The sequence below is a fragment of the Psychrobacter sp. ANT206 genome (genome assembly GCF_056880555.1).
In genome coordinates this window covers 2,355,803-2,374,157 of the sequence record NZ_CP096271.1, presented here as the reverse complement: position 1 = coordinate 2,374,157, position 18,355 = coordinate 2,355,803, and the positions used below count along the sequence as shown (strand labels likewise).

Here is an 18,355-nt window from a genome sequence, read left to right as displayed (position 1 = left end):
AAATTCAACATACATTGAATTCAGTACATACCAAGCGCCATCACTGTAGGTAATCATCAATATGGTCAGTTCTTATAATTTGTCAGTCACACCTTTGCATCATATTTTGCAGCGTTTGATGCGATTGTGCCGTCCTCTCTGCTTAGCCATACCACTATGGGCGGCTAGTACTGGGCTGGTGAGTGCTGAAAGCTGGAAGGTCAATTTGCAAGACGCTGATATCAAAGCCTTTATCAATGAAGTGGCGACGATTACCAATCAAAACTTCGTCCTTGATCCGCGCATCAACGGTAATGTGACTGTGATCTCCAACAAGCCTTTGTCGCGTGATGAGATTTATCAGCTGTTTTTGAGTGTGATGCAAGTCAACGGTATTGCTGCTATCGATTCAGGAACAACGATTAAACTGGTGCCAGATAACGTCGCCAAACAAACCGGTGTTGCTGTTGATTTACGTGGTGAGAGCGTCGGTGAAACCTTGGCAACGCGCGTGATTTATCTGACCAATACCCAAGCAGCAGAAGTCTTGGGCGTTATCCGTCCGCTCATGCCACCGTCTGCACATGCCGCTGCTGTGCCTGGAGTCAATGCATTAGTGCTGTCAGATCGTGCTGATAGCCTAAATCAGCTGACAGCGCTTATTCGTGATTTAGACAGTAATGTGAATGACAGCTTACAAGTCATACCACTACGTCATGTCGATGCCGAACGTATGATGGAGTTGATTAGCGCGCTGGTGGCGAGTGCTGGTAGCGGTCAAGCAACTGGCAACAATCAGCTAAAGGTTATCGCCGACACGGCGAGCGACAGACTGTTGGTTAAAGGCAGTCCTGAGATGATTGCTAAAGTTCAAGAGATGGTCAATCAGTTGGACACAACGCCTTCAAGGCGCTTAAGTGGTCTGCGTGTTTTCCGCCTAAAATATGCCAGTGCCGGTCATATTGCTGAGATGCTGCGCGGTCTCCTTGCCAGCCAATCCATTAATAGCTCTGGTGGTTCTTCAACATTAGAGTCAGCATCATTGAATGATGCCGCTGCTACAGGGTCGTCGCTAACTGGTGGCGCTAATAGTAAGGTAGGTAGCAATAGTATCGGTGGTACTGCTGCTATGCCTTTACCGAATAATAGTTCAGCGGGTACAAGTATCGGTATCGGTGGTCGACCTTTTAGTATTATCGCTGATGAAACTCAAAACGCCGTCATTGTTAATGCAGCACCTGAGCTGATGTTTGAGATCGAAGACGCTGTCAATCAGTTAGACAGCCGCCGCTCGCAAGTATTGATTCAAGCAGCTATTGTTGAAGTGTCGGGCGATGATGCAACGCAGCTTGGGGTTCAGTGGGCACTGGGTAATGCCAATAGCGGTTATGGCGTGGTGAACTTTAATAACGTGGGCGCAAGTGCAGTTTCGCTTGCTGCTGCTGCTTTATCAGGTGGTACAGGGATAAGCGCGGCAGCAGGATCCATTGCTGGTGCTTTGTTAGGTATTGGCAGTAGTAGTAAAGACAGCAAAGGCAATGCGCAGTTCTATGGTGCTATCTTGCAAGCGCTTGATTCTTCTACCAGCGCCAATCTGCTATCTATGCCATCGATTTTGACCTTGGACAATGAAAAAGCCAGTATCTTAGTGGGTCAAAACGTACCGTTTGTGACAGGCTCCTACACCACGGGTAGTGACTCTTCGACCAATCCTTTTCAAACCATTGATCGCCAAGATATTGGTATCAATCTAAACGTCATCCCGCATATTGGTGCAAACGGCACCGTACGTTTAGAGGTATCACAGGAAGTTTCTTCAGTTGTACCGGGTAGTGCTGGGAATGCCAGCGGTCTTATCACCAATAAAAGCCTGATCAATACCACCATTTTAGCAGATGATCAGCAGACCATTGCCTTAGGTGGCTTGATGCGTGACAACTCCACTACGCGCCAACAAAAAGTGCCAGGTTTGGGTAATGTACCCCTTATCGGTAGACTGTTCCGCTCGGACAATGACAATAGCCAAAAAAGCAATTTAATCATATTTTTACAGCCGACTATCCTCCGTGATGGCGGCGCAGTAGCAAGCGTGACAGAGCGTAAATACAATCAGATGCGCGTCCTTCAGCTGGTTATTGATAAAAACGGTACGATTAAACAGCTGCCATTAAGCGGTACCGAAGGTTGGAATGGTGATATTAGTGCTGATTATGAGCTTATGCCACTCAATCCTTTGATTCCTAAACGGGATCAAAAGCCAAAAACAACTTCCAAAGGTTTTACTCGTGTTGATAGTCCAAGCACAGGTATCACAACTTATCCCTTAAATCGTTAAGCGCTTTTATGGCTGTTTGCTAATAGATTATCTAAGATTTTAGCGCTTACCAAACTCTGCTTTCATATCTCTCTCAAAGTTTTACTATACTTAAAAGTACGGTGTATTACATACACCGTACTTTAGTTTGCGTATTCATATAATAGATAAACATATGCCTTGGCTATACGCGTATAATAAAAACAGATAACATGGGTATGTCACGCTTTTGCTGATAGTACGATATCTTTGTTAAGATAGATAAAGATCATCTATAAAGCCGTATTTATCAGATATCGGCTAAGTACTATTCGTCAGTTAATTTTAAAAGGTAACTATAATGGCAAGCACTAATAATAAGAAAAAGTGGCTGGCATTAAGCGTAGTGGGTATTGCATTGGTACTGATACCAAGACGCAGCAGTCAAAAGGCGCACAAACCAGTGCCTGAAAATTATGACCCTATAGAAAAAGCTAAAAGTACAGATAGTGAGTAAAATGATTATTTAGAAAGTAGTTAATGGGAAAGCTGACTTATCATAGCAATGATGAATTTTGGAGTTTCTTGATGACGGGGATTGATACATCAGCTATCAATAATAAAGTAAGAACGAAGATTTTTCCTTTAATTGATACTCATACGCATTTTGATGCTCCTGTGTTTGATAAGGATAGAGGTAAGCAGGCGCAATTTGCCTATGATAAAGGTGTGCGCCATTTAGTTTTGGTTGGTTACTTGCACCGATATTTTGTACGGCTTTATGAGAATCAGCAGCAGATAAATGATCTTTGTCAATTGGATAAAAAAAATTGTTTGAACCAAAAAAAACGTTTTCCTAAAGTACATATTGCACTAGGTTTACATCCTTTTTATATTGAGCAGCATACAGAAGCCCATTTGGAAGAAATGGCGCAAATGCTAAATGAACAGCGTCCATTGGCCATTGGTGAAATAGGTTTAGATACTTTTACCGATGCCATGAAGCAGCCTGAAACGTTTGCCAAACAACAGCGGTTTTTTATTGCGCAGTTAGATATGGCAGTGGCACATCAGCTACCTGTTATGCTGCATATTCGTAAAGCACATGCCGAAGCACTGGCTTTACTAAAAGCACATAATTATGACGCGCGTAAGCTTGGCGGCATTGCCCATAGTTTTAGTGGTGGTGTACAAGAAGCCAAAGCCTTTGCGAAATTAGGGCTTAAGCTTGGCGTGACTGGGCAAATAACCAATCCCAATGCGAAAAAACTGCGCCTTGCCATTCAAGCTGCGGTTGAGAGTTATGGTATTGACTGTTTGGTTATCGAGACAGATTGCCCCGATATGATGCCTATCCTAGGCCAGACGCTAGATAATAATTTAGAAGATGCGTCATCTAATAACGTGTCTGTGCTTGGACGAGATAAAAATAGCGAATGGGATGATACGTCTATGCATAGTAGGAATGTTCCTGCTAATTTGCTTTACGTACTACATAGCTTAAGCGAATTACTAAATGTTCCTGCGGCTATCCTCGCTCAGCAATTGTGGCTCAACAGTTGTAATGCTTTGCAAACTAAGTGGTCTTATACGCTTTGAAGTTTTTAGCGCATACTAATTAATATATAGATGGTTTAACATTAAAATTTTTAAAAGAGTTTCCACATTGTTATGAATGAAGACACACAGATGCAGTCAGATATTATCCAACCAGAGCCTATCGAAGAGCAAATGTTTGTACCTGAAATATTAGAGACACCTGATAGAGATAGAGGTGTCGAGCAGTATGAGCGCCGTTTTAAAGGTACTCAGACACTGTATGGTAATGCTGCAGTAGATACATTTTCTGCTGCGCATGTTTATGTTATTGGGGTAGGCGGTGTAGGTTCCTGGGCAGCAGAGGCTTTGGCGCGTACAGCTGTTGGTACTATTACATTAATTGATTTAGATATATTGGTAGCATCCAATGTCAATCGGCAGCTGCCCGCTTTAGATAGTACCTTTGGGCAAAGTAAAATCGAGGCGATGGCAGCACGTATTCGTGAAATCAATCCAAAAGCTACATTGCATTTGGTTGATGATTTTTTGACTACTGAAAATGTCGCAACATTGCTACCCAGTCGTGAAGAAGCAAAAACGGCGGCACAAACCGCTCCGATTGTGATTTTAGACTGTATCGATGATATGGATGCCAAGCTTGCCATTGCTTTGCATTGCCGCTTTAACAAACTAAAATTGGTTTGTGCTGGCGGGGCAGGTGGTAAAATAGACCCTAGTCAGATCAGAGTCGGCGATTTACGAGACACTTATCAAGATCCATTATTGGCCAAATTACGTAATAAATTGCGCCATGAAAAGGGCATTAATAGTGCCTTAAAAGAGAAATTTGGTATCAAGTGTGTTTATTCGACAGAACCACCGCGCGTAGACAAGAGCTGTCAAACAGGTGGTTTGCACTGTGATGGTTATGGCTCGGCGGTCGTCGTCACCTCAGTGGTTGCCATGCTTATGGTGAGTGAGGCATTACAATTATTGCTTAAGCAGGCGGCTGTTAAACCAAGCCTCTGATATGAATTTATGGAGTCCACCTTGTCTATATCCAACGTACCAGACTTTGATTACCCTATCGCAGAAGATGATGCGGAGCGTATCAATAGGCTCAAAAAATATCAGGTATTTAATACCAATCAAGAGTCTTCTTTTGCACGTTTGACTGAGCTTGCGAAACTGTTTTTTAATGTGCCGATGGTGGCGATTACTTTTATAGATGAAGAAACTCAGTACCTAAAATCTGGTATTGGTTTTGACGAGGTATGTACCACGACACGTAATGTGGCTATTTGTAATTATACTATATTGTCTGATAGTATTTTTGTGGTAGCTGATTTGGCAAACGATGAGCGCTTCAATACATATCCATTTGTCGCTCAATGGCCTAAGATACGCTTTTATGCTGGTGCACCCATCATCACGCATGAAGACGGTAAAAATTATCGTTTTGGCTCTTTATGTTTGATGGATATAGAGCCTCATCATGATTTCAGTGATGAAAAAGCCAACATACTAGCCCAATTTGCGACGATGGCAGCCGACGCTTTAAAGCTACAAGAGCAGCAGCGTAATGCCAAATATGCCAATGAGATGAAGTCAGCGTTTTTGGCCAATATGAGTCATGAGATACGCACACCGATGAATGGTATCATCGGTATGGTTGAGATGCTCAGTGACACCATGCTGAGCGTTGAACAAAGAGAATATATCGAGAATATAAAAGTATCAAATGAGCATTTGCTCGCGATTATCAATGGTATTTTAGACTTATCAAAAGTCGAAGCCGGTAAAATGACTATCGATTCTATCCCGATGAATCTATCTAGTCTCTGTAATGAGGTCGTTAGCTTATTTGCTATCAAAGCTCGCCAACGCGGCTTAGTTTTAGACTATCACTATACCGAGTCACTATCGCCTTATGTTAAAGGGGATCCCGTACGTCTTAAGCAGGTCATGGTAAATTTGGTCAATAATGCGATTAAATTTACCCGTGAAGGCGGGCGTGTAACGATTGATGTTAAACATATGCAAGACAATCCTTGTCTAGATAATAAGGATTGCGATCAGACTAAAGGCAGTAATGATAGTCGTTTAGATTTTGCCATTGATGATAAAAATAGTACAACGATTCATCAAGAAATGACTTTATGTATTGAGGTTACGGATACGGGCGTCGGTATTAAGTCTGAATCATTAGAGGCAATATTCGATGCTTATGATCAAGCAAATAAATATACCCACAGGCTTTATGGTGGTACCGGACTTGGATTGTCTGTCTGTAAGTCTCTAGTGGAGCTAATGGGTGGCTATATTGAAGTAGATAGCGTAGTCGGTATTGGCACGACCTTTAGAGTATTATTGCCGCTACCGTGTATTGCTACAGAAGATTATGAGATATGGCAAGCGGACAATGACTTTACAATAACGTTGCCGAGTGATGAGCTGGTCGGTCATATCTTGTTGGTTGAAGATGACAGTGTGAACGCGATGATTGCTAAAAAAGCCCTTAATAATGGTGGTCATACGGTCACTCACGTCAATGACGGGCAGCAAGCTATCGAGATATTTGCCTTATATCCTGAGCGTTATGATGTGATTTTGATGGATCATCACATGCCGATTATGGATGGGGTACAGGCAACCATCAAACTTCATGAGCTCTATGCTCCTCAAGACTTGCCGCCTATTATTGCGTTGACTGCCAATGCAATGGATGGCGAGCGCAAAAAATACCTTGATGTGGGTATGCAGGATTATTGTACAAAGCCTTTCAAACAAGAGCAGCTGAATGCGTTGGTGCAATATTGGTTGATGCATAAGCAATCATTAGAACAATAACTGGCAGTCTAATTCCACCCTTTATTATTCATGACTTATTTGCTAGCCATTAAAAAAGCTTAACCTCTCTCTGAGCGGTTAAGCTTTTTTGTTTTTACAGACAGACTAGAGCTATCTATTAATAGCTTTAGCTAACGCGCGTTTGATAATCGCCAGTACGAGTATCTACACGTACTACTTCACCTTGCTGCACAAATAATGGTACACGTACCACAGCGCCAGTCTCTAACGTTGCAGGCTTGCCGCCGCCGCCTGAGGTATCACCACGTACACCCGGATCGGTTTCAGTGATTTGCAATTCAACGAAGTTTGGCGGTGTTACTGAAAGAGGAGCACCGTTGAATAAAGTGATGGTACATAGTGCATTGCTGTTTTCTTTTAACCACTTTATTGAATCGCTCATCGCTGTTTTGTCCGCTTGAATCTGCTCAAAACTCTCAGGATGCATGAAATGCCAAAATTCACCATCGTTATAGAGATAGTTCATTTCAGTGTCCATGACATCAGCAGCTTCTAAGCTATCGCCTGACTTAAAGGTTTGTTCCAATACTTTACCACTACGAAGATTGCGCAATTTAACACGGTTAAAGGCCTGTCCTTTACCTGGTTTGACAAACTCGTTTTCAAGAATGGCACAAGGGTTGCCATCGAGCATGACTTTGAGACCAGATTTAAATTCATTGGTAGAAAAACTTGCCACGGAAGACTCCTAAGGGTTTAGAAAAAGGGTTTAAAAAAAGGATGGTAAATATTTTTAGTGAAAATGGAGTGCCAGATTTACCGTGCTAAAAGATATGAGCCATTCTGGTACATAAACGATAGGACGTTTGCTTTGATAGGCGACGCCCTAACAGCGTATAATATCGGCTTTTGGGCACAGGTATTAGGTTGTCATGATAAACCATTTAATCACACAAAAAAACTGGCAAACGCAATTATCCGAAGCCATTACCTCTATTGATGAGCTGCTTGAGATATTAGAGCTACAATCTCTGCGCTCAGAGGTCTACGTGCCTAAACATTTTGAGCTGCGAGTACCGCGTGCCTTTGTGGCAAAAATGACCGTTGGTGATCGTGATGATCCTTTATTAAGGCAGGTACTACCCAATCATAAAGAGCAAATGGCAGTGGCGGGCTATGTGGCTGACCCACTAGCCGAAAATGCGCATAATCCTGTCAAAGGCGTGCTGCATAAATATCAATCAAGACTGCTATTAACCATTACTGGTGCTTGCGCGATTCATTGTCGTTACTGCTTTCGTCAGCATTTTGACTATAGTGCCAATATGCCAACTGCCAGCGCAAAACAGGATATTATCGATTATATCAGCGCCCATCCTGAGATTAATGAAGTTATCTTAAGTGGCGGTGATCCATTAAATGTGACCAATAGACGTCTATTTGCTTGGCTAGATACTTTGGAGGCGATTGGGCAATTGACAACCATTCGTATACATACCCGTCTGCCGCTCGTGATTCCAGCAAGGCTTGATGATGCGCTATTAGAGCGTTTGGCACAAAGCCGCTGTCAAATCGTCATGGTCATTCATGGTAATCATGCCAATGAGATTGATGCGTTGACAGCAGAGTATTTGCAGCGCGCTCGTGCCGCAGGAATTACTTTATTAAATCAAGCGGTACTTTTAAAAGGTATCAATGACAGCGTTAGTGCGCAAACGGCTTTGAGTCAGCGTTTATTTGCAGCGGGCGTGTTGCCCTATTATCTACATGTACTAGATAAAGTAGCGGGCGCGGCTCATTTTGACAGTGATGAGAAATTTGCCATTGAGCTTTATTGGTCGCTATTGGCTAAATTACCGGGCTACCTAGTACCCAAACTGGTCAGAGAATTGCCAAACGAACCTTTCAAGGTACCAATTAATGTTTACAATAATAAGTAAATTGTGCACTATGATAGGGTTTTTATTTTGGTAAATACATAACAAGAAATAGATTTGAGAAAATTATAAATAAGCAACATATATAGAGGAATGGTTAGGTATGATAGCAATATTCTTTTTTAAGAATATATCCTTCTACATTCATGGATAACTTACGCAATTACTAAGGACGGTAATGGTAAATTTATCGACGTTTCAAGCGTATTTAGCGGCTGAACCCCCTTTGTTAGAAGCTTGCAATAAGTCTAAGAGTAGCAATGAGCCGCACTTGCATAAATGGGCGGCACTATTGCCAGCGCAAACAGAGGCCCAGCAAGTCGAACAAATAGAAAAAGTATTAACAGAATTGCGTCTGATTCCTACTGATGATAGGCAGCGTTTGAGATTGATTAAGATTGTCACTAATGCCGCCAGTCAGCTAATTGCGGCGCTACGCCAACAGTACATTTATGAGACAGGGGCGCTCAATGAAGCTCAGCTTGGCTATGTTGCTCAGGTGAAGTCGCTGTACTATTCATTGATTATGACCTATGACGGCGTGATACGCCGCGAAATTACCCTTTTAAAGGATAAGCAGCAAGCACCTTCAAGTAATCTGTTGCAGCGCTATTTTACCAGTGAAAAATCATCTCCTGTTACCTTGGCGATTGCCACTTACCAAACGCTACTGATGTATCAAAAACTGCTATTTGAAGATGGCTTTTGCTATCAAAAGTCGCCAGCCTATATATGGGCTAATGTAAATAACTTATATCTTAACGCATGCCAGCAGCGAGCCTCACATATCGTACTGAGTGCTTACATTCCAGCGCAGCAAGGTGATACTATCCATGACTTATATTGCCAAATATGCTTGCATGAGTTGCTAAATGTACGTGCACTGCGTCGACCTCATATCTTACTGCTACAGCGTCTGCTGCCAGCGTGGAGTGCACATATAGTTGCTACCATAGAGCCACGCACAGCAACGCGAGTGTTCGTCAATCTACAGAGTAAAGAGCCGCCTACTTATTTAACTGCATTATCTACTATCAACCCATATGATGCTCATCACATCTGCCTATTTATAGAGCTTGAACCTTTAGTGACGTATTTACAATCGCGTATGAAAACCTTAATCGATATTGATCGAAGAGGGGTTGAATATTTTCTGATTAATACCGTTTCAATGGCGATAAGATATCGTTATATTAAACCAAAGCGCATGCCTCCTATTGATCACAATACAAAGCAGCCGGCGACGATAATATCGGGTTTTAATGAAATACATTACCGTATTAGTAACGGTGAAGCTTTCAGCAGTTTAATAGCATCTAAAAATCTGCCCGAGTATCAGCAGCCGCGTTATGATACCTTACCAAAAAATAATGCTGCCCATAAAGAATCATTAGCGGAAATATTTGAGGGTAATAATCAGTTGTCACACTTTCGTACCCTACGCTTGTTTCTAGATTCATCTGAGACAATTGATAAAATTGATGATCTCACTTCCATCGCACCACCTTTACAAATAATGAGCCTTTTTTTATTGTGTCGCAAAGATAAGGCTACTGCGTCTAAATGGTCCATGGGAGTGGTGCGTTGGCTTAATTTGGATAGCGCAAAACTCGAGCTTGAATGGCAAATCCTTGGTCATAAGATAATCGCCTGTGGAATTTGTCTACAAGATAGACAGAATCGCAGTCAGCATTTTGTGCCAGCGTTTGTCATCGGAGCTGATGAACACCTACAAACGTCTTATAGTCTATTGTTACCGACCTCTCATTTTCAAACAGATGATAAGGTTCTCATGCGTATTAATGACCAACAGAAATCTTTGCGCTTGGGTCGTAGTCTAATGGTGACTGATGAATTTAGCCAATATGAAGGGGTGCAGGGTTAATGACGTTAATCTACATAAAAGCCGGACCTCTAAAGACCTAGTTAGTCGTGTCATATAAAATTGCTGTGTCGAATTATTTAACAATTACCATGATAAGTTAAGCAACAGTCGGCTAAATTATTGTTTATAATGACAACAATAACTACGACGCTGTTTCTTAATATTCTGCTATCTTTTATATATTTGACGACAGCTCAGCGGCGATTCATATTATTTTTTAAGATTAAAAAGGCTTTCTATGCGTACTCAGTCTCTCTTGAACTTATTGGTTATCGATGCTGATCAGCTTTATGCTGAGCGCCTTGTAGACTTGCTCGGTTCATACTATGACAGCGTGAATTTAGGTTTTTTGGACGATAAAGATGAGTTGCTAAAATCATTGCGCCAATCATGGGATGTGTTGGTTTTTGGTCAAGCGTATGATATGAGTTTTACCGACGTGGTTGCTATCATTCAAGAGCAAGATATTGACTTACCATCGGTTTGTTTGATAAGTAAAAATACGGTAGCCAACGCTCACAATGACGAAGGCTTACCGTCTATTATGAATGGTACGATGGTTAAGGCACTCTATGTAGAGCAAGAAACGGCAGTCATCATGGCTATTCGCTTATTGCACGAAAACTTGCACAGTCGCCAACAGCTTAAGACATTGCAGTCTGTTCTCTCTGAGGCAGAACAGCGCGCAAACGTATTGATTAAAAACTCAAAAAGCGCAGTCGCATACATTGATCAAGGGATTCATATCTTTGCCAATGATCCGTATCTGCAGTTATTTGGTTTTGAGGCAATGAATGATATTATCGGTATACCTGTGATTGATTTGATTGCAGGCGGTGATAATGTTAAAGCTGTTAAACAGTTTTTACGTCAGTTCGATAAAGGGAACCGTAAAGATGTTGAGTTTAATTTTGAGAGTAGACGTAAGGATGGCAGTACGTTTGAAGCAAAACTACAGTTGGCAATAGCGACACTAGATGGTGAGCCGGTCACCCAGATTATTATTCAACAAAATAATAGCAATAGCATTGAGGTCGCCAAACGTTTGGCTGAAGCTGAGCGTAAAGACAGCTTGACGGGCATTGATAATCGACACAGCTTTGAAGAGCAACTGGCGGCAGCATATGAACAGGCAAGAAAAGGCGCTATGACGGCGGCACTCTTGTATGTGCAACTCGATAATGTCGGAAAAATTAGAAGCAGTTTAGGTCTGCAAGGTATTGATAGCACGGTGAAACAAGTCGCTAATACCTTAGATGAGCTGGTAGTCGATGGTCATGTCAGCCGCTTTAGTGATACAGCATTTACTATTTTGGTAGAAAATCAGACGACAGCTGCGCTTGAAAAGCTGGCTGAACAGATTGGCATGAGTATCAGTAAGATGCTTATTGAAGTGGATAAGCGCACAACCAATACGACAGCAAGTACTGCTATTGTTAAAATTGAAAAAAATACGCCTGAGCCTAGAGTGTTGCTTGAGCGCGCTATGGATGCTATCAATCAAATCATGATTGAGACCTCCAATCATGGCGGTCGTTATCATCTATATGATGCAAGTGAGCACGCCAATAGTGACGATCATGCGCTAGCAGAATCTCTGGTTGATGCCATTACCAATAATCGCTTTGAGTTATTGTTCCAGCCCATATATGACATCAATAATGACCGTAGTGACTTCTTTGAAGTATTCCTGCGGCTACCGCTAGCAGATGCTGAGAATACCGTATTGACTCCAGAACAGTTTATGGCGGTTGCAAAATCTCATCAATTATTAGAAAAAATAGACCGCTGGGTATTAATTAATGCCTGTAAGAGAATCAATGAAGTGCGTAAAACCCATCCAGAGGCACGGTTACTGGTACAGCTAACCAATGCGTCTTTAATCGATAAAAAACTGCCCAGTGTTGCAAGCCAGCTCATCAATGCCATCGGTGGTAAAGCTGGGGCGTTGACACTGCAGTTCAATGAAAAAGACATCTCAGATTACTTAACGGTAGCGAAATCTCAATTTACCGCGCTCAGTCAGGTAAACTGCCAGCTTAGCATCAATAATTTTGGATCATCTATAAAATCTGTGGAGCTTGCCAATTTTGTTCATCCTAATATGGTACGTTTAGCCCATAATTATGTCGAAGGAATTGATGCCGCTGACAATTTAGAAACGGTCAAATCAATTATCGTACGTACCAATGAGATTAATGTTGATGTATTGATGCCTTATATTGAAGATGCTGCAACCATGTCTGTTGCATGGAGTGTCGGCGCACGCTACTTACAAGGTAATTATTTAGAAATGCCGAGTAACAGTATCAAAGTCTCTAATGAGAGTTAAGTCTTATTTTATATTCATGAATACTATATAGATACTCTGCATTTATGGTCTACAGACGGCTATCGATGTCTATCAACCTTTGCATTATAGGATGTTTGATGTAGACTCATCGACATCAATACCTATTAATTAAAGATGACACCATGTCTATAGTCAATAAATATCAACTGGTCGGTATGCTTGTCGCCGCTTTGCTGCTAAGTGCTTGCGAGAAAACGCCGCCTGATTATCGTGCTACTGTCACGCTACCGCTTTACATTGAAGGCGATGCCGATAATGGTGCACTCATATATCAAGATGCTTGTGGTCAGTGTCATCAGTTAAACCCCGGTCTCAATAAAAAAGGCCCACAGCTGATGAATATTTACGGCGCGCCGGCAGCAGAACTTGCAGATTATACTTATAGTGAAGGACTTAAAGCCTCGGGTTGGATATGGGATTCTCAAACCCTTGATACTTATATTGCGGATGCTGAAAAAGCCATGCCAGATTCGAAAATGCTGTCAGACCCGATGCCAGATTCTAAAGAGCGCGCTGATGTGATTGCCTACTTGTCTACCCTTCGCGCAGCTGCCCCAAGCGTTGAAAATGACAAATAAACCTTACTTGATACCTTTTTTTCCTCACAAATTAAACCCATAATCGCCTTAACGCAGCCCCTAATATGCCCCTTTCATCGAAACATCAGCTGATATCAGAAACGCGTACTCAAACGGTGCCTAGTGCTGCTGATTATAGCCATAATCAGCAAAAAATTGCTCAGTTAATGTCGCAATTGAATCAAATCGTATTGGATAAATCGCAAGTAGTTAAGCTTGCGCTTAGTGGTATTTTAGCAGGCGGTCATTTATTGCTACAAGACTTGCCGGGTATGGGTAAGACGACCTTGGCACAAGGTTTAGCCCAATTATTAGGCTTGAGCTTTAGCCGTGTGCAGTTCACCAACGATATGCTGCCTGCCGATATATTGGGCATGAGTATCTACGATCAAAATAAGCGCCAATTTGAGTTTCGAGCAGGTCCTATTTTTACTCAGCTGCTACTCGCTGATGAGATCAATCGCTCAAGTCCCAAGACCCAAAGTGCGTTACTTGAAGCGATGGAGGAGCGGCAAGTGACACAAGATGGGCAAAGTTATCCCTTACCCAAGCCATTTTTTGTGATAGCCACTCAAAACCCTTTACAGCAAGCAGGTGTTTACCCACTTCCTGAGTCGCAGCTAGATCGATTTTTATTGTGCTTATCGCTTGGTTATCCATCAGCTGCAGCAGAGCGGGCATTGTTAAAAGGTCAAGATCGCCGCGAGCTTTTAAACAGTTTGGGTGCGGTGCTTGATACAGAAGCCGTGTTATTGGCGCAGCAAGGGGTAAAGCAGGTACACATCGCAGATGTGGTCTTGGATTATCTGCAGCGATTGGTCGCAAAGACGCGGGCAAGCCAAGAGTATCATGGGCTGTCGCCGCGCGGTTTATTGTCGCTACAGCGCGCCGCGCAGGCTTACGCCTATGTATCAGGACATATGGAGGTCACGCCTGAAGATATTCAAGCGGTATTTGCTGCAGTCACCGACCATCGTTTGGGTCAGCGTTTTGTGCCAGCGCATGTCACTGGCGGGCAAGCTACCCTGACCATTTCTCAACGTATTTTGTTAGAAGTAGCAGTTATTGTTTAAATGTTTATGATTCGATAAATGCTCATCTAAAATCATTTAACACTGAAGGTGATTCTCTAAGTAATTATTCAACATATTGGTATCGAACGCTTTCTCTGAATATCAATGATATTGTCAATTTTATGGTAACGATAGGGTAGCCATGAGCCTTTTGCCAAAAGCTTTCACCGTAACAGCCGCCTCAGCAGCCAATCGATGGTTCGCTTCGCGTGCGCCCAAAAGTGACAGCGCCACCCTCAATTTGCGTAATGTCTATATATTTTTTAGCCGGGAAGGCATGCTATTTGCGGTGCTGCTGATCATTACTTTTATTGCCGGCATCAACTATGGCAATAACTTGGTGTTAGGTTTATGTTTTTATTTGATTAGCGTTTGGCTGATCAGCTTTCATGTAACCTTTGCGCACATTTCAGGTTTGCAAATACGTTTACTTGAGGTGACTATGGCAGAAGCAGGTGCGCCTGTTTGGGTGACTTTGCAGCTGCGCAGTGAGAGCCGTCAACCAAGACGGCAGTTGTTATTTAGCTTTGAGCAGACTGATGGCAAGGCTAATAGCAAGAAAGATAAAAAAACCAGTAAAAAAATTAAACATAACGCTGATAATAAACAGTCAATACTGGTGACACGACTGCAAAACGAGCAAATTATTCGCTTGCCTGTACCGACGCAGAATCGTGGGCAGTTTGAATTACCACGGTTAAAAATAAAAACGGTTTACCCTTTGGGTATCATGCGGGCATGGTCCTATGTTTATTTTGCCCGTACTGCTTGGGTCTATCCAAAACCTGAAGTGTTTGATTGGCAGGCGCAGTATGCAGTTGCCAGTCAGGAGGATTTACCAACAGGCGGGCAATATCGGCAAGGTCAAGATGACTTTGAGCGGATGGATAATTATATCGAAGGAGAGTCGCTGGCACGGGTTTCTTGGGGACATGTGGCACGCGGTCAGGGTATGCTTACCAAGCATTTTGCCGATCCTGTTGGTCACGAGCAAACCTTGGATTATGCCGATATGCCAGCGGCGAATCATGAGCAGAAGCTGGCACAACTGGCTCATGGCACGCTCATATTAGGGCAATTGGGTGTGCCGTTTAATATGTGCTTACCAAATGAGGCACCGTCTGAATATTCCTCTGCGGTAATGACGGGCGAGGGCGACAGCTTTGCAAAGGCTTGCTTACTAAGATTGGCAAAAGCGCCATGAACAATTCTAAACGATCTTCCTCGAATGACATTGAAAATGTATCGATCGATTCTCTTACTAAAAACTCTACAGAGACAGCCATTTTTGAGCAATTGGCAACGGGTCAAAGCACCCGCGCTAGTGTTGAACACGGTTACGCTAGAAAATGGTATCGCAATTTTTTAGCGCTACCAGCCTATTATTGGGTATTAATTGCCCAAGTCATTGTTATTTTACCTCATGCGGCACACTTACCATTATGGCTAATGGGTTTTGCTGTCGTCAGTATTATTGCCCAATTGCCACGCATCAAAGTGCGGTTTAAAAAAATAGCATATTTAAAACGCGTCTATCAAGGCATGCAAATGCTTGGCTTCTTATTGGGGCTGGCAGGATTGTGGCTGACCTACAATACTGCATTTGGACTGGATATGGGTGTGGCATTTTTAGTGCTCTGCCTTATCAGCAAACTGTGGGAGCTTTACAAGCGCCGCGATGCTTATGTGGTGTTGAATCTTTCACTGTTTGTACTTGCAGCGTTGTTTTTGATGGATCAAGGGTTAATAACGACTTTAGAAGTGATTATTGGCACGATTATTGTGTTGCTGGCATTTATCGCGCTAAATGATGATGGGAATAGTCGCGGTGATGGTCGTGTGCGCACCTTGGGAGTATTGGGTATTGGAGCATTGCCATTATTGGTGGTGCTATTCCTATTCTTTCCGCGTTTGCCCCCACTATGGTCAGTACAGTTATCAGGTCAGCAAGCGACCACAGGCGTCTCTGATAGTATGTCGCCAGGTGATTTTGCTAATTTAGGTCAGTCAACCGAATTGGCTTTTCGGGTAGAGTTTACAGACAATCGACCCCCGCAGCAGGAGTTGTATTGGCGAGGCTTGGTATTTAGCGATTTTGATGGCATTACTTGGCGTCAAAGCCCTCAGCAGCGAGCATGGCAGCCTACGTTACCTATACCTACTTGGATTAAAAATGCATTTTCGACTGTTCCTGATGCGGTGAAAGCTGCCCCCAACACTTATCAGATTATCTTAGAACCTACTCAGCAGAACTGGTTATTTGGACTCGATTATCCGTTTGCCCAGCAGCAAGATGTCAGTGTCACCTCAGACTTTACCCTGTTAAAAGACCAGCCTGTTACCCAGCAATTACGCTACGATGTAGCACAGTTTACGCCGATGCAGATTGACCCTATACTCACTGACGAGGTGCGACGACTAAATCTTGCCTTGCCTAATAAAGGCAACCCACAAGCACGAGCATTAGCCCAGCAGCTTTTTGCCCAGTCAGGCTCAGATCCTCTACGCTATATGGCAGCTATTGAGCGCTGGATTCATAAAACAGAATTTCGTTATACACTATCTCCGCCACGGCTGAATAATAACCGTATTGATGAGTTTTTATTTGAGACCAAAGCGGGGTTTTGTGAGCACTATTCTTCCAGCTTTACCTTTATGATGCGCGCCGCTGGCATACCTGCACGGGTCGTGGCAGGCTATCAAGGTGGCGAGCTAAGCCGCAGTGGGAATGTTTGGGAGGTGCGACAAAAGGATGCACACGCTTGGACGGAAGTTTGGCTTGAGGGTCAAGGCTGGGTACGTGTCGATCCGACAGCTTTTGTTGCACCTGAGCGCGTCGAGCAAGGCATGGATGCGCTGACGCAGTCGCAAGGAGCAGCGATATTCGGCGATGGCGCTAGCGCGCAAATCAGCTATCAGCAGTATCAGATGTTACAAACCTTGCGCCGCCTGTCAGACCAAGCCAGCTACTATTGGCAAAAAGACGTCGTCGGTTATGATCAAGACAAGCAAGCGGACTCATTACTTAAGTGGTTTAACATCCGCTCAGTGATGCAGCAAATTATTTGGCTAGCGGTGAGTGCTATTACCATCATGGTGACTTTGGTTTTTGTCATTTGGCAATGCCGCCGCAAGCGCTGGCATCCAGCAGATCTGCCACTTGCACAGCTATCAAAACGTATTGGCAAGAACAATAAAACGTTGGCTAGGTTTGAGAGTGAAGGGCAATTGGCATGGCTTGAACGCTTGGCAATGTCACTTGATACAAGTGCTCGTCCAAAACCTGAAGCAAACACAGGGACAAATACTCAGAGTAGTAGTCCTAGTCAGTTGGTAGACAGCAATGATTTAACAGTGGCTCAAATAAAAATAGAGCAGATTAAAAAGGATTATCGTCAGCTGCGTTATGGGCGTTTGAGCACGATAGATATGAGTAATAATGAGTACCAGCAAGTACTTAAGCAGCTAAAGAAAAACGTAAGGGAATTACCAGGGTTATACTGATTTGTGTGTGGTAGATGCACTAAAGTAAAAGTACTTAGATTATTTTAAAGCAATAAATAAAGGGATAGCTCTATGGCAATATACGTCGATTTTATGCAGATAGAGTTTAAAGGCTATAAGTGGTGCCATCTGCTGGCAGATACCTTGCAAGAGCTGCATGATTTTGCTGCGCTGATTGAAGTGGATGCACGCTTATTCCATCGTCATGCCAGTTACCCGCACTACGATGTCACCGTACAAATGCGAGAGATAGCGATTGAGTATGGTGCTATCCCTGCCGATCGAAAAAAGATTATAGAATGTGCAAAGAAATTAAAAGTAGAGTTGCATGAGCAAATAGCACGCTCTGAGCATTGCTAATAAATAAGTTAATATTCTAGAGATAGAAAAAAGGTGGGTTGCG

At 42.9% G+C, this 18,355-nt stretch carries 14 protein-coding genes; 13 read left to right on the top strand and 1 reads right to left on the bottom strand.

Annotation, left to right across the window (positions count from 1 at the left end; translation table 11 throughout):
- The first annotated feature begins 61 nt into the window (after window positions 1-61).
- The 5 genes from gspD to M0221_RS09820 all read left to right on the top strand — a co-directional run bounded on the left by gspD (window position 62) and on the right by M0221_RS09820 (window position 6,661).
- Entirely contained in the window at window positions 62-2,314 is a 2,253-nt protein-coding gene (gspD, locus tag M0221_RS09840) for a type II secretion system secretin GspD (RefSeq protein ID WP_483283721.1), read from the top strand.
- A 319-nt stretch (window positions 2,315-2,633) separates the two neighbouring features.
- Entirely contained in the window at window positions 2,634-2,789 is a 156-nt protein-coding gene (locus M0221_RS09835; protein WP_020444125.1) for a hypothetical protein, read from the top strand.
- A 71-nt stretch (window positions 2,790-2,860) separates the two neighbouring features.
- Window positions 2,861-3,871: a TatD family hydrolase gene (locus tag M0221_RS09830; RefSeq protein ID WP_483284779.1), complete on the top strand. Its 1,011-nt coding sequence runs from the start codon at window positions 2,861-2,863 to the stop codon at window positions 3,869-3,871.
- Between the two features lie 72 nt (window positions 3,872-3,943).
- Window positions 3,944-4,840 carry a tRNA threonylcarbamoyladenosine dehydratase gene (locus M0221_RS09825; RefSeq protein ID WP_483283720.1) on the top strand — a complete coding sequence of 299 codons (897 nt, stop codon included), beginning with the start codon at window positions 3,944-3,946 and terminating at the stop codon, window positions 4,838-4,840.
- 21 nt (window positions 4,841-4,861) lie between these two features.
- Complete coding sequence (locus M0221_RS09820) at window positions 4,862-6,661, top strand: GAF domain-containing hybrid sensor histidine kinase/response regulator (protein WP_483283719.1); 1,800 nt, start codon at window positions 4,862-4,864, stop codon at window positions 6,659-6,661.
- A gap of 127 nt (window positions 6,662-6,788) precedes the next feature.
- Here the strand turns inward: M0221_RS09820 and efp are convergent, their stop codons facing one another.
- Window positions 6,789-7,361, bottom strand: a complete 573-nt coding sequence (efp, locus tag M0221_RS09815; RefSeq protein ID WP_011514270.1) for an elongation factor P — start codon at window positions 7,359-7,361, stop codon at window positions 6,789-6,791.
- Between the two features lie 193 nt (window positions 7,362-7,554).
- Here efp and epmB point away from each other — a divergent pair, with 193 nt between their 5' ends.
- The 8 genes from epmB to M0221_RS09775 all read left to right on the top strand — a co-directional run bounded on the left by epmB (window position 7,555) and on the right by M0221_RS09775 (window position 18,312).
- Window positions 7,555-8,562, top strand: a complete 1,008-nt coding sequence (gene epmB, locus M0221_RS09810) for an EF-P beta-lysylation protein EpmB (protein ID WP_483283718.1) — start codon at window positions 7,555-7,557, stop codon at window positions 8,560-8,562.
- Between the two features lie 175 nt (window positions 8,563-8,737).
- A complete protein-coding gene (locus M0221_RS09805) occupies window positions 8,738-10,444 on the top strand; it encodes a hypothetical protein (protein ID WP_483283717.1) in 1,707 nt (568 codons plus the stop codon).
- Window positions 10,445-10,682: 238 nt separating this feature from the next.
- The gene (locus M0221_RS09800; RefSeq protein WP_483283716.1) at window positions 10,683-12,776 is read left to right on the top strand and encodes an EAL domain-containing protein; all 2,094 of its coding nucleotides are present in this window, start codon (window positions 10,683-10,685) and stop codon (window positions 12,774-12,776) included.
- Between the two features lie 143 nt (window positions 12,777-12,919).
- Window positions 12,920-13,375, top strand: a complete 456-nt coding sequence (locus tag M0221_RS09795; RefSeq protein WP_483283715.1) for a c-type cytochrome — start codon at window positions 12,920-12,922, stop codon at window positions 13,373-13,375.
- Window positions 13,376-13,440: 65 nt separating this feature from the next.
- Window positions 13,441-14,448, top strand: coding sequence for an AAA family ATPase (locus M0221_RS09790; protein WP_483283714.1), 1,008 nt, complete (start codon window positions 13,441-13,443; stop codon window positions 14,446-14,448).
- A gap of 142 nt (window positions 14,449-14,590) precedes the next feature.
- The gene (locus M0221_RS09785; RefSeq protein WP_483283713.1) at window positions 14,591-15,652 is read left to right on the top strand and encodes a hypothetical protein; all 1,062 of its coding nucleotides are present in this window, start codon (window positions 14,591-14,593) and stop codon (window positions 15,650-15,652) included.
- A complete protein-coding gene (locus tag M0221_RS09780; protein ID WP_483283712.1) occupies window positions 15,649-17,952 on the top strand; it encodes a transglutaminase TgpA family protein in 2,304 nt (767 codons plus the stop codon). The genes M0221_RS09785 and M0221_RS09780 overlap by 4 nt, the downstream gene beginning before the upstream one ends.
- Before the next feature lie 72 nt (window positions 17,953-18,024).
- On the top strand, window positions 18,025-18,312 hold the full coding sequence (locus M0221_RS09775; RefSeq protein WP_020444115.1) for a DUF4031 domain-containing protein: 288 nt from the start codon (window positions 18,025-18,027) through the stop codon (window positions 18,310-18,312).
- Window positions 18,313-18,355 lie beyond the last annotated feature (43 nt).

Coding starts and splice junctions, on each gene's coding strand:
- gspD (WP_483283721.1), top strand. CDS start 62: ATGGTCAGTTCTTATAATTTGTCAGTCACACCTTTGCATCATATTTTG.
- M0221_RS09835 (WP_020444125.1), top strand. CDS start 2,634: ATGGCAAGCACTAATAATAAGAAAAAGTGGCTGGCATTAAGCGTAGTG.
- M0221_RS09830 (WP_483284779.1), top strand. CDS start 2,861: ATGACGGGGATTGATACATCAGCTATCAATAATAAAGTAAGAACGAAG.
- M0221_RS09825 (WP_483283720.1), top strand. CDS start 3,944: ATGAATGAAGACACACAGATGCAGTCAGATATTATCCAACCAGAGCCT.
- epmB (WP_483283718.1), top strand. CDS start 7,555: ATGATAAACCATTTAATCACACAAAAAAACTGGCAAACGCAATTATCC.
- M0221_RS09805 (WP_483283717.1), top strand. CDS start 8,738: ATGGTAAATTTATCGACGTTTCAAGCGTATTTAGCGGCTGAACCCCCT.
- M0221_RS09800 (WP_483283716.1), top strand. CDS start 10,683: ATGCGTACTCAGTCTCTCTTGAACTTATTGGTTATCGATGCTGATCAG.
- M0221_RS09795 (WP_483283715.1), top strand. CDS start 12,920: ATGTCTATAGTCAATAAATATCAACTGGTCGGTATGCTTGTCGCCGCT.
- M0221_RS09790 (WP_483283714.1), top strand. CDS start 13,441: ATGCCCCTTTCATCGAAACATCAGCTGATATCAGAAACGCGTACTCAA.
- M0221_RS09785 (WP_483283713.1), top strand. CDS start 14,591: ATGAGCCTTTTGCCAAAAGCTTTCACCGTAACAGCCGCCTCAGCAGCC.
- M0221_RS09780 (WP_483283712.1), top strand. CDS start 15,649: ATGAACAATTCTAAACGATCTTCCTCGAATGACATTGAAAATGTATCG.
- M0221_RS09775 (WP_020444115.1), top strand. CDS start 18,025: ATGGCAATATACGTCGATTTTATGCAGATAGAGTTTAAAGGCTATAAG.